This is a genomic window from Kitasatospora sp. NPDC085895 (genome assembly GCF_040702125.1).
Lineage (GTDB): Bacteria > Actinomycetota > Actinomycetes > Streptomycetales > Streptomycetaceae > Kitasatospora > Kitasatospora arboriphila.
Genome location: NZ_JBFBJY010000143.1, coordinates 1 through 11,726 on the forward strand (window position 1 = coordinate 1; position 11,726 = coordinate 11,726).

At 75.4% G+C, this 11,726-nt stretch carries 11 protein-coding genes and 2 pseudogenes; 8 read left to right on the plus strand and 5 right to left on the minus strand.

From position 1 onward, the window contains the following. Window positions 1-53 precede the first annotated feature (53 nt). From AB0442_RS40190 to AB0442_RS40200, 3 genes are all read right to left on the minus strand, one after another. The gene (locus AB0442_RS40190; RefSeq protein ID WP_366168483.1) at window positions 54-1,262 is read right to left on the minus strand and encodes a hypothetical protein; all 1,209 of its coding nucleotides are present in this window, start codon (window positions 1,260-1,262) and stop codon (window positions 54-56) included. A gap of 377 nt (window positions 1,263-1,639) precedes the next feature. After that, window positions 1,640-3,139: a hypothetical protein gene (locus AB0442_RS40195; RefSeq protein ID WP_366168473.1), complete on the minus strand. Its 1,500-nt coding sequence runs from the start codon at window positions 3,137-3,139 to the stop codon at window positions 1,640-1,642. A gap of 106 nt (window positions 3,140-3,245) precedes the next feature. Continuing rightward, window positions 3,246-3,860 carry a hypothetical protein gene (locus tag AB0442_RS40200; protein WP_366168474.1) on the minus strand — a complete coding sequence of 205 codons (615 nt, stop codon included), beginning with the start codon at window positions 3,858-3,860 and terminating at the stop codon, window positions 3,246-3,248. A 128-nt stretch (window positions 3,861-3,988) separates the two neighbouring features. Between AB0442_RS40200 and AB0442_RS40205 the strand changes: the two are divergent. The 4 genes and pseudogenes from AB0442_RS40205 to AB0442_RS40220 form a co-directional block, all read left to right on the plus strand. Beyond that, window positions 3,989-4,480 (plus strand): annotated as a pseudogene (locus tag AB0442_RS40205) (alkyl sulfatase C-terminal domain-containing protein); the annotation flags it as partial. 125 nt (window positions 4,481-4,605) lie between these two features. Then, complete coding sequence (locus tag AB0442_RS40210) at window positions 4,606-4,743, plus strand: alkyl sulfatase C-terminal domain-containing protein (RefSeq protein WP_366168475.1); 138 nt, start codon at window positions 4,606-4,608, stop codon at window positions 4,741-4,743. A gap of 53 nt (window positions 4,744-4,796) precedes the next feature. After that, entirely contained in the window at window positions 4,797-5,693 is an 897-nt protein-coding gene (locus tag AB0442_RS40215; protein WP_366168476.1) for a hypothetical protein, read from the plus strand. Window positions 5,694-5,709: 16 nt separating this feature from the next. Further along, window positions 5,710-7,479, plus strand: coding sequence for an MOSC and FAD-binding oxidoreductase domain-containing protein (locus AB0442_RS40220; protein WP_366168477.1), 1,770 nt, complete (start codon window positions 5,710-5,712; stop codon window positions 7,477-7,479). Between the two features lie 74 nt (window positions 7,480-7,553). Here the strand turns inward: AB0442_RS40220 and AB0442_RS40225 are convergent, their stop codons facing one another. After that, window positions 7,554-7,769 carry a hypothetical protein gene (locus tag AB0442_RS40225; RefSeq protein ID WP_366168478.1) on the minus strand — a complete coding sequence of 72 codons (216 nt, stop codon included), beginning with the start codon at window positions 7,767-7,769 and terminating at the stop codon, window positions 7,554-7,556. A gap of 228 nt (window positions 7,770-7,997) precedes the next feature. On the opposite strand from AB0442_RS40225, the gene AB0442_RS40230 reads away from it, so the two are divergent. Then, window positions 7,998-8,327 (plus strand): hypothetical protein, encoded by a 330-nt coding sequence (locus AB0442_RS40230; protein WP_366168479.1) that lies wholly within the window; start codon window positions 7,998-8,000, stop codon window positions 8,325-8,327. Window positions 8,328-8,505: 178 nt separating this feature from the next. Beyond that, window positions 8,506-9,102 carry a dihydrofolate reductase family protein gene (locus AB0442_RS40235; protein WP_366168480.1) on the plus strand — a complete coding sequence of 199 codons (597 nt, stop codon included), beginning with the start codon at window positions 8,506-8,508 and terminating at the stop codon, window positions 9,100-9,102. Window positions 9,103-9,261: 159 nt separating this feature from the next. On the opposite strand, the gene AB0442_RS40240 is transcribed toward AB0442_RS40235, so the two are convergent. Beyond that, window positions 9,262-9,660 carry a VOC family protein gene (locus tag AB0442_RS40240; RefSeq protein ID WP_366168481.1) on the minus strand — a complete coding sequence of 133 codons (399 nt, stop codon included), beginning with the start codon at window positions 9,658-9,660 and terminating at the stop codon, window positions 9,262-9,264. A gap of 94 nt (window positions 9,661-9,754) precedes the next feature. On the opposite strand from AB0442_RS40240, the gene AB0442_RS40245 reads away from it, so the two are divergent. Both AB0442_RS40245 and AB0442_RS40250 read left to right on the plus strand, forming a co-directional pair. After that, window positions 9,755-10,744: a YafY family protein gene (locus AB0442_RS40245; RefSeq protein ID WP_366168482.1), complete on the plus strand. Its 990-nt coding sequence runs from the start codon at window positions 9,755-9,757 to the stop codon at window positions 10,742-10,744. Between the two features lie 719 nt (window positions 10,745-11,463). Then, window positions 11,464-11,726 (plus strand): annotated as a pseudogene (locus tag AB0442_RS40250) (amino acid transporter); the annotation flags it as partial.

Sequence of the window (11,726 nt, forward strand, 5' to 3'; positions counted from 1 at the left end):
GGACCGTGGCCGACAGATCAACTGAGAGACACCTTGGTCAGTCACACACCGGGTCAGGCCACGAGCCCATGCGGAGCACCATCAGTCTCACAGTCCCACACCAGGTCGCAGCCGGAGCCGTCCGCCCGGACGTCCACCCGGGAGAGCCCGCCGGTGAAGTCGCCCGAGGCGGGCACCGAGGCGCCGGCCCCCTCCGGCAGCTTCGGGTAGGGGTAGCCGTAGGTGGAGGCGACGAAGACGGAGTTCCCGGCGGCGACGGGGGAGTTCTCGCTGCCGCTGCCGCCCGCTCGCAGCACAGGCACGGAGCAGACCGGGGCGCCGGTCGAGGCGCGGTACACCAGCAGGTTCACCGTCGGGGCCGCGTTGTCCACCACGGTGAGGTAGTCGGTGCCGGTCGCCGGTCCGAAGAAGGTCGGGGTGGAGCCGGTGCCCGGGCTGAGCTGGCCGGGCTTGCGGCCCGGCCCGCGGTCGTACGGCTGCCGCCAGGCGATCCGCGGGGTGCCGTCCGCGTCGGCGGTCAGCAGGTAGGTGGCGTGGTCGGTGGCGACGGCGGTGCCGCCCGGCGCGGTGGAGATCGAGTTGGCGATCCGCTCGCCGGCCGGCAGGGAGACGCTGCGGACCCGGCCGGTGCGGTCGTCCGCGGTGCCGACGACCCCGCCGGCGGTGGCGAACCAGACCCGGCCCTGCCAGTCGGGGGAGACCCCGGTGACCGAGTCGCCCTCCGGGACGGCGCCGGCCAGGGCGAGTGAGCTCGCGACGTACAGCTCCGGGCCGCCCGCGGCGGTGCGCCGGTGGCCGATCCGCAGCAGCGAACGCTCGCCGTCCACCAGCACCAGGCGGTCCAGCTGGTCCAGGTATGCGTACACGCCGCCGAGCAGTGAGCCCTTGGCGACGGCGAATTCGGCGACCGAGTCGCCGGTGGCGGGGGCGAGCAGGTGGACGGTCGGCACCTGGCCGAGGATCGGCGTGCAGAGGGCGACCGGGTACCCGTCGGAGCCGACGAGCACGGTCGGGCAGGCCGAGGCGAGGGCGACCCGGCGGGAGGTGAGCGGCCCGGCGCCGGGGCCGGGCAGCGGGGTGGCGTCCGATGATCCGGTGTCCCCGTGCATGGTGGCGGTGCCGTCGGGACCCGCGTACGGGTTGTGCGGCGGCAGCGGCCCGAGACCGTCGGCGGCACCGTCGGCGGGGGGTGCGGCCGCGGTCAGGACGAGCAGGGTGGCCGCGGCGATCACGGCGGCGCGGGCGGGCAGCGCGAGGCGCATGGCTGAGGGCTCCGTCCAGGAGGTGGGCGTGCAGGGCTGCGGCTCGCCCGCCCGGACGGCGCGCAGGCCCGGCAGGGCAGCGCGGAGCACGGGGGCGATGGGCCCGGAGGTCGGGCGGGCGCGCCGGGGAACGTCCGAGGGCGACCCGGAAGCCGTCTCCGGGGCGGGGCTCGCGGTCAGGCGGCGCGGTGACAGGCCGCCGAGCAGGCGTACGCCAGGTCGACGTGCAGTCGACGGCACAGGTACGCGTGGGAGGCCATGGCGGTCATCCTGCCGAGCCGATCACCCGCCGGGCAAGGCACGTCCACCAGGCGGACGCGGCACCGGTGGTGACCGGTGGTCAGAGGTGCCACCGTCCGCCCGTCGGCGGCCTTCCGTCAGGAGGACGCCGCCTCCGGAACGGCCGCGACGATGCGGCCGGCGCCGAGGAAGACCAGCCGGTCGAGGCGGGCCCGGTACGGCCAGTCGTCGGCGCGGTAGAAGCAGAGGTCGCCGGGGGCCGGCGCGGTCCGCAGGTCGCCCGCGAAGCTGCCCTCCGGCAGGTCCGCGGCGGCCGCCCGCAGGGCGTCCTCCTCCGCGGACCACTCGCCGACCGGCTCCGGGAGGATCCAGGCCTCGCCGGTGTTGGGGAAGAACCAGGGCGCGGAAGCGGCCGCGGCGCGGGCGGAGTCCCGGGCCCCGGCGGCCCTGCGGGCGATCCGGGCCACCGTCAGCAGCAGGTCCGCGAGCGACTCGCCGAGCAGCGTCAGCTCCGGGTACTCGCGCAGCAGCCCCGCGTCGCCGGTCACCGACACGGCGTAGCCCCACTCCCCGGTGCCGGGATCGATCCGGACCTGGGCGATCGCGTGCTGCCGCCCGTACGCCGCCCGGGCGATCGGCCAGTAGCTGCCGTCGCCGCCGAGCATCCGGTGCACCTCCGGGTCGACCTCGTGCTCGGGGCCGCCGGGCCGCAGCCGCAGGACCGGCAGCCCGGCCACCGCGACGCCGCCGATCGCGCGCAGCACCGTCCGCACCTCCGGCGGCACCGGGACGGGCCAGCCGTCCATCTCGGCGTCGGTGCAGCCCGGTTCGAGCACCACGGACGCCGGGTGTTCGGCGGCGAGGGCCCGCAGCTCGGCGACCGCCCGTCGGCCCGCGTCGGCCGGCACGGCGTGGCGGCGCACCGGCCGGCCGAGGAAGTCGCCGCTGACCACGGAGCGCACCAGCAGCGCCCGGCCGCCACCCAGCATCTCGAACCGCAGCTCGCTGCTGCCGGTGTCGGCGGTGTTGTGGGCGTAGGTGTAGTACGGCTCGAAGTCGATCCGGCAGGGGAGGGCGGGCAGGTCGCGCAGGTCCGCGACGTCGGCGAGCTGGTCGCCGCGGCCGACCAGGGCGGCGAGAGCGGCGTCCGGACCCTCGGCGGCGGCGACGCTGGGCACCGCGTCGACCGCTGCGCTCGCCCGGCGCAGCAGCCCGTCGGCGTCCGGGTCGGTGAGCCGCACCGCGAGGGCCCGCAGCCAGTCCGCGAAGCGGGCGGCCTCGACCACGGCCTCCGGGTCGTCGAACGGGCGGACCGCCACCACCGGCCCCCAGTCGGAGGCGTCCGGGTCGCCGACCGCGACGTACACCGTGTGCTCGGTGGCGAGGTGGCTGCCGACCTCCCAGTGGCCGCCGGCGAACGAGGACGGCCGCAGCCGGCGCGGCCCGAACTCGTGCTCCTCGTCGTCCGCGCGGACGCCGCCGACCGCGCGGAGCACCGTCCGCACGGCCTCCGGCACGGGGACGGGCCAGCCGTCCATCTCCGCGTCGGTGAAGCCGTCGAGCAGCTCCACGCCGTCCGTCCCGTGCAGCGCCAGCAGTGCGTCGCGCACCCGCGCCGCGTCCCCGTCGGTGCCCATGCCGTTCCTCCCCCTGAGGCCCGATGATCTCCGTGCAGCCTAGTGCCGCCCTGTGACGCCCGGCGCCGCCCGCCCCGCGGCGGCCCGGTGTCCGCGCTTCGGACGCTCAGTGTCCGCCCTTCGGTTCGGTGCAGCCGCCCTCCACGTACGGGCCGTGCACCTCGACCTCCGGCGGGGAAGCCAACCGGCCGCTGATGCACGGCCCGGCCCCGGGGACGAACAGCGAGAACCCGGCGGCGCCGCCGTCCCGCCGGACCTGGACGGCGTCCCGCGGGTAGCCGAGCCGCTCCAGCACCTGACGGACCGCCGCCTCGTCGGGCTGCCGCCCGTTCCCGGTGAGCGCGGCCAGGATCCTGGCCGCGTGGGCGTCGCCCCGGCACTGCTGGGCGGCGTCGACCGGTGCGGTCTGCCGGAAGGCGTGGTTCTCCGCGTACTTGGACCCCTCCGGGTCGGCCGGCGCCCGGCTCGCCGAGGGGGTGGGCACGGCCGTGGCCGTCCGAGCGCCGGCGCAGCCCGCGGCCACCTCCGGGTACCGCCGGTCGTGCTCGGCCAGTACCTGTGCCGTCACGTCCGCCGCGGACCGCCCTGACGCCGATGCCGATGTCGCCGCCGAGGCCGGGGCAGCGGCGCCGCCCCCGGCACCACCCGCCCGGACGGAGCCGCAGCCCGCCGCCAGCAGCACGGCGGTGACGGCGGCGGTGGCCGGGGCGAGGCGCTTCACGGGGTCTCCGGTCTCTTCGGGCAGCAGTACCCGGACATCCTGCCAAGCCGCCGCCGCACCGGACCTGAGTACCCGTACTCAGCCGGCACGCCTGGCCCGAGGGCACTCGGGCAGCCCTTCAGGGGCGCGTGGGGCACCTGAACCGTCCCCCCGCGGGCCACTGCTCCGTTCGGGCCGCCCCCCATGGCGGCGGGCCGGGGCCGGAGAGGGGTGGCAGCGACCGCGTCACGCCCGGGTCCGGTCCGTGGATCCGTCGCAGCCGAGGACCGCACGGAAGGACCCGCCATGGCCCCGGACCAGCAGCAGGAGGCATCGGCCGCCGTTGCCGCCGCCAACACGGGCGCCCTGCACGGCCTGCCCTTCGACGACGACCAGGACCTCGCCGACGAGCGCCGCGGATTCCCCGGCACCGCTGCCGACCCAGCGAGAACGGCACCTGGCGGAACTTCTACCTCACCGGCGCCCACGAACTCCGGCACGGCCCCGTCGGCACCCCGACCACCGCCGACTCGCCCGACCTGGTCGCCGCACTCACCCTCGACCAACTCCTCGACTCCCTCGCCATCCGGATCGACGGCCCGCGCAGCCGGCACGCCGACCTCACGCTCCGCCTCCACCTCGGCGCCGACCGTCCGCCCGTGACGGTGCGGCTGCACAACGGCGTCCTCACCCACGTGAACGGGCCCGGCCGGCGGCCCCGCCCGCCCGGCTCGACCTCACCCTGGACGAGTCGGACCTGCGCGCGGTGCTGCTCGGCACGGAGTCCCTGGAGCGGCTCGCCGAGCAGGGCCGCGCCACCCTCGACGGCGACCCGGCGGTGCTCGTCGAACTGCTCGGATACCTCTCCGCGCCCGACCCCGGATTCGCGATCGTCACCCCCTGACGCCCCGGCGTTGCGCCGCCGGCACGCTCCGCCCTCCGGTCTACGCTCGGCCCGTGGAACAGCCCGAGCAGCCCCAGCAGCCGGAGCCGACCGACCGGCCGGAGCGGCCGGGGCCCGCCGCGCCGCGCGCCGAGGGCGCCGGACCGTTCACCACCAGGGTCACCTGGGCGCTCCCCGAAGGCGGCACCGCCGTCTGGGAGTCGCGCCCCGCCCGGCGCCGCGGCCTGCTCGCCGTCCGGGTACCCGGCGGCGGCGCCGTCCGGCACGCCCGGGCGGACGAGGTCTCCGTCGCCCGGCTGCGCCGGCTGAACACCGTCGCCTCCGTCGCCTTCGTGCTCGGCGGGGCGCTCTTCGCGGCCGGTGCCTCCGTCGCCCAGTTCGGCTCCGGCGAGGCCACCACCAGCGCCGTCATCTACTTCGTCGGCGGGCTGTGCTTCAACACCGGCGGTTACGTCACCCTGCTCCAGGTGATCAACGCGCCGCGGCACGTCGCCGGCGGCGCAGGCGCCCTGGTCACCCGCCGCTGGCGGTGGTGGCGCTACGAGCCGATGCGGGTCGACTGGCTGAGCGCCTTCGTGCTGTTCGCCGGCACCCTGGTCTTCGCCGTCAACCTGCTGGACTCCTTCCTGCAAGGCCTCAGCGTCCAGCAGGTCAACCGGCTGATCTGGACGCCCGACGTGATCGGCTGCGTGCTGTTCCTGGTCTCCGGGCACCTCGGGTTCGTCGAGGTCTGCCACGGCAGCCTGCGCGTGCTGCCGCGCGACCTCGGCTGGTGGATCGTGGCGGTCAACCAGCTCGGGTCGGTGCTGTTCATGGTCTCCGCGCTCGCCGCCTTCACCAAGCCGTCCACCGGTAGCCTGGTCAACGCCGACATCGCCAACTGGGGCACCATCACCGGCGCGCTCTGCTTCTCCGTCGGCGGCGTCCTGCAACTCTTCGAACGGCCGTGACGAGGGACGGAGCACCGTGGCCCACCTGATCTCCGTCAACGTCGGCCTGCCGAAGGACGTCACCTGGCAGGGCCGCACCGTCCGCACCGGCATCTGGAAACACCCCGTCACCGGTCCCCGCACCGCCCGCCGGCTCAACCTCGACGGCGACGGCCAGGGCGACCTCGGCGGCCACGGCGGCGAGATGCGCGCCGTGATGGTCTACCAGCTCGACTCCTACCGGCACTGGCAGCAGGTCCTGGGCCGCGACGACCTCACCCCCGGCCACTTCGGCGAGAACTTCACCGTGGAGGGCCTCCCCGACGACGAGGTCTGCATCGGCGACCGCTACCGGATCGGCGGCGCCGTCTTCGAGGTCACCCAGCCGCGGGTCACCTGCTACCGGGTCGGCCTGCGCCTGGACGAGCCCCGGATGCCCGCCCTGCTCGTCACCCACCGCCGACCCGGTTTCTACCTCCGCGTCCTCACCGAGGGCGAGGTCGAGGCCGGACAGGAGATCGTCAAGATCGCCGACGGGCCCGAACGGATGACCGTTGCCGAGGCCGACGGCCTGCTCTACCTGCCGGAACGGCCGCGCGAACGGATCGCCGCGGCGCTGCGGATCCCCGCCCTCAGCCCCGGCTGGCAGGGCTCCTTCCGCGCCCTCCTCCGGCAGGCCGACACACCCGGCGGCGCCGGCAACCCCGGCCTCAACCCCGACGGCACCGACCCGCGGCCCGCCTGGGACGGCTTCCGCCCGCTCACCGTCGCCGCCACCGCCATCGAGAGCCGCAGCACCCTCTCCATCTGGCTCGCCGACCCCGACGGCGCCCCGCTGCCCGCCGCCGCCCCCGGCCAGTACCTCACCGTCCGGCTCGCCCCCGACCCCGGGCAGCCCGCCCTGCTGCGCAGCTACTCGCTCTCCGGCCCGCCCGGCGCCCAGCGGTACCGGATCAGCGTCAAACGGGAGACCCACGGGACGGCCAGCGCCTGGCTCCACCGCAGCCTGCGGACCGGCGACACCCTGCAGACCGCCGCACCTCGCGGCGCCTTCATCCTCGCCCCCGGCCGCACCCCGGTCGTGCTCGCCTCCGCAGGCGTCGGCGTGACCCCCGTCCTCGCCATGCTGCACGCCCTCGCCGACACCGCGCCGACCCGGCCGGTGTGGTGGCTGCACGGCGCCCGCGACGGCACCGAGCACCCGTTCGCCGCCGAGGCCCGCCACCTGCTGGCACGGCTGCCCCGCTCGCACACCCGGATCTGCTACAGCCGCCCCCGCCCCCAGGACCGGCAGGGCACCCACTACACCGACCACGGCCGCCTCGGCCCGGAACTCGTCGCCGGCCTCGGCCTGCCCGCCGACGCCGACGCCTACCTCTGCGGCCCGGCCGCTTTCATGGCCGACCTGACCACCGCGCTCACCACGGCGGGCCTCGCCCCCGACCGGATCCGCACCGAACTGTTCGGCACCGCCGCCGGCCTCACCCCCGGCATCGCCGCGGCTCCCGGCGGGACCCCGGCCCCGCACCCGCCCGCCGGCGTCCCCGGCGACGGCCCCGCCGTGGCGTTCACCCGCAGCGGCCTCACCGTCCCGTGGAAGAGCGAGTACGGCACCCTGCTGGAACTCGCCGAGGCCTGCGACATCGCCGTCCGCTGGTCCTGCCGCACCGGCGTCTGCCGCACCTGCGAGACCCGCCTGCTCGACGGCGCGGTCGTCCACCGGCCCGAGCCGGTCGAGGCCCCCGCCCCCGGCAACGCGCTGATCTGCTGCGCCCGCCCCGACCGGGACGTCGTCCTCGACCTGTGAGCCCGGCCGGCCCGGACAGCCCGGACAGCCCGGCCGTTCCCCGCCCGGCGGCCCCTACCAGCAGCCCCGGCCCGTCAGTGGCCGAGCAGCCCGGCGAAGTCGTGGCCGAGCAGCGCCAGCTTGGTGAGGTCGCCGACGTCGGTGATGCCCGCCACCGGCACCGCGTACAGGTGCTCCTGCTTCGAGGGCTCCGGGTAGGCGGTGCTCCCGGCCGCCCCCGCCGGCACGGCGGTCAGCGCGCTCGCGCCCAGCAGGGCGCCGACGACGGCGGTCCGGACGTACTTTCGCATGGGTCTCTCCTTGAACGGTGGTGTGCCCGAACGGTGCTCCGTGCGGCCAACGGTGTGACGGCCGAACGGTCACGGCCACTGCTCCCTCCGGGGGAGCGGCATCCGCCGTCCGGAGCATCGCCCGCCGCCTGCCCGCCCGGGACCGCCCGTCCTGCCGATCCCGCCGCCCCGGTGTCAGGATGGAGTGACCGGGCACGACACCGCCCGCAGCAGCGTCGGGAGGCGGACATGGGCCGCGAGTACCACTTCCACTGCGAGTACGCCGGCTGTTCGGTGACCGCGGGCGTCCGCCTGGGCGGGGTCCGGGAGCTGGAGGTGCTGGTGGACGGGCGCGAGGTCGCGTTCGAGAGGGTGCACGGACACCACCCCGGGGAGCGCACGCTGATCGCCGTCCTGCCGACCAGCCCGCCCCGGCACGTCGAGGTCCGGATCGCCCTGCCCGGCGTGTTCACCGGCATCCCGAGCTGCGCGCTGGTCGCGGGCGAGGTCCGGGTCCCGATGGCCGAGCGGGAGGTGCCCCGGCGGGCCCGGCCGACCGAGGCGTCCTGGTACGGCTGACGCACCCGGCCGCCGTCCACCCAGCCGTCGCACGCCCGGCCGGAGGGTCAACCGCCGGGGCAGCACCACGACCTGACGGGCGGCCACCTCCGCCGCATTGTCGGTGCCGGGTGCCATGATGCCGGAGCGGTCGGGGGCTCCCCGGCCGAGTCCCGACCCACCCGGAGGATCGAGCACCGTGCGCATCGTGGTCAGCGAGTTCATCAGCCTGGACGGCGTCGTGCAGGCGCCCGGCGGCCCCCAGGAGGACACCGACGGCGGCTTCGCCCACGGCGGCTGGTCGCACCCCTTCTTCGACCCGGATGTGGTGGGCGGCGCCTTCGACGCGGCGCTGCGCACCGCGGACGCGCTGCTCTTCGGCCGCCGCACCTGGCAGACCATGGCCGCCGCCTGGCCCGACCGCGCGGGCGACCCGTTCGCCGACCGTATGAACGCCATCCCCAAGTACGTGGTCAGCGGCACCCTCGGCGACTCCGACCTGACGTGGGCGAACACCACGCTGCTCCCCGCCGCCGAGGCCGTCTCCCGGATCGCCGGCCTGCACAAGGCCGAGGGCGGCGACCTGCTGGTCATGGGCAGCCCGACCCTCGCCCGCACGCTGATCGCGGAGGGCCTGGTCGACGAGCTCAAGCTCATGGTCATGCCGGTGCTCCTCGGCGGCGGCAAGTCGATCTTCCCGGCCGACGGCGCCAAGCGCACCCTCGAACTGGTCTCCACCGTCACCAGCGGCACCGGCGTCAACGTCTGCACCTACCGGGCGGTCGACGGACGGTGACCAGGTCGTCCTGATCACCCGTGGACGTCGTCGCACAGACCCACATCGGCCGGCCCCGCCTGCCCGAGGCCGGCCGGAGGGTCCACTCGCTCGCCGCGAAGGCAGCAGGCCGGATCACCGCCCGGCGCGGCCGTCAGGTGTGGGCGGCGGTGCGTGGGGTCAGCGTGCGAACTTCGCGACGGCCGCCGGGGTGACGGGGGTGAAGAAGTTGACGAGGTTGCCGTCGGGGTCGCGGAACAGCAGGGACCGGTTGCCCCACGGCATCGTGGTGGGCTCGGTGACGAAGTCGGTGACGAAGCCGCTCAGGTCCCGGTGGACGCGGTCCACGTCGTCGACGAGGAACTCGGTGATCACGCTGTGGTTGTCCGCGGGGCGGGCAGAGCCCGGGGCGAACAGCGGGACGGTGCGGGTGCCGGCGATCGCGAGGGTGGCGCCCACGGTCCTGAGTTCGGCGAAGTCCTCGGTGGCCCACGTCGCCCGTGTCCCGGTGGCTCGCTCGTAGAAGTCGACGAGGCGCGCCACGTCACCGGTGATGATGCGGATCGAGACGAAGTCCATGGGAATCTCCTTGGTCGTGCCTGACACGTGCAGGTCGCAGGCTAGGAGAAATAGTGGACAGAATCGGTCCTGTATTCGCATTAGGCTGCCGAACATGCCTCGACCCACCGGCCGCGTACTGACACTCCTGGAGCTGCTGCAGTCGGGCGGCACCCGGACGGTGGCCGAACTCGCCGACCGGCTCGGCGTCGAAGGGCGCACCGTTCGCCGGTACGTGGACCAGCTGATCGACCTCGACGTGCCGGTGGAATCGGTGCGCGGCCGGTACGGCGGCTACCGGCTCGGCCCCGGGTACCGCCTGCCCCCGCTCATGCTCAGCGACGACGAGGCGCTGGCCGTGCTGCTCGGCCTGGTCGCCGGCCGCCGAGCAGGATCGACGACGACGCAGCAGACGGCGAGCGAGACGGCATCGGCCAAGATCCGGCGGGTGCTGCCCAAGCACGTCGCCCGCCGGCTCGACACACTGCTGGAATCCCTCGCCTTCACCGAGCGGCCCGCCGAGTTCGACACCCCGGACTCCGGGGTGCTGCTCACGATCGCCGATGCGGTGCGCCACCACCGGCCGGTCTCGATCCGCTACACCGACCGTGACGGACGGCGTAGCGAGCGCACGCTGCACGCGTACGGGATCGTCGCCCACGGGGGCCGGTGGTACGTCACGGGTGAGGACGCCCGGATCGGCGAGGAGCGGACCTTCCGGCTCGATCGCATCGCGGACGCGCGGACCCTGCCCGGCTCGTTCGAAGCGCCAGTGGGCCCCGGTCCGGCACAGCGCGTGCTGTCGGGGTTCGCCGCGGCCGAGTACCGGCATCAGGTGACCGTGCGGATCCACGGGACGGTCGAGCAGATCCGCGCCCGACTTCCGGCCGGTCTCGCGAGCCTGGAGGAGCACGAGTCCGCGGCCGGCGAGGACCGGGCGACCGAGTGCTGGCTGCGCGTCGAGATGAGGGTGGAGAGGCTCGACTGGTTGCCGGCGGTACTCGCCTCACTCGACCGGCCGTTCGTCATCGAGCGCCCCGACGAACTCCGCGACCTCGTCGCCGCACTCGCCGACCGCCTCACGTCGTACGCCCGCCGAGCCTGACCGTGGGGACCGGTGCCATGGGACGGCACGGTCTGTCCTGCGGAGGGGGAGGCGGACCCGGAGGAGCCGGGGCAGGAGCCGCCGGAGATCGGCTACCCGGTGTGACGGGCGCCTCCGCGGGGCGACGGGGCGGGGTGTGGGCGCGACGCGAGCTGACACCCGAAGGGCAGGCGCAGCCGGCCGGTCCGGCGGAGCGGGCTGTGGCAGCGGCGTTTGCCGGGCGCGAGGGCCCGCCGACCATCCGGTTCGTCCCCGACGACGGTGATCGGGTGCGAGGACGCCGGGGTGCTGTCCTGCAGGGTGGGAGGGCGCCTGCAGGGGCGTTAAAGATCCGTCAAGATTCGACCGCCCGCCGCTGCGGGCCCCGGGGCGGCCATCCGTGCCGTCCCGGCGTCGGCGAGTGCCCCGGCGTGGTCGGACAAGCCGGCCGACGGTGGCCGCCCGGGCATCCGAGTGGGCCCTCCGGCGCCGTCCGGACCTGCGGTGACGTGCGGTTTCGTCTTCTGGGCGGACGGTGGAAGGCGCTTCGGCCGCCCTCCGGCAGACGCCGGCGATCCGACCGTCGAGTGTCCTCGAACCGTTGGCCGACACAACCGGTAGTGCCAGGACGGGGCGCCGATGTGTACGTGATGGCGAAAGAGGCCCATGAATCGGCTGTCTACTCTGGCGAGGCCGCCCACCGGGCGGCTTGATCGTTTGCGCCCTCGACGGAGTCTGCCGTGTCCACAACTTCCCCGCCGGTCCCCCCTCCACCCGCGGCACCGAGCCGGCTGCGGGCGTGGCTGCTGGAGGGGCTGTCGGACCGGGCGAAGCAGCACCCCGGCCCGCACGCCGAGGCGCCCGAGGAGCACGGCCAGCGCTGGTGGCGCGTCATGTGCCTGACCGGTCTGGACTACTTCTCGACCCTCGGCTACCAGCCCGGCATCGCCGCCCTGGCGGCCGGCCTGCTCTCGCCGGTGGCCACCATCGTGCTCGTCGTCGT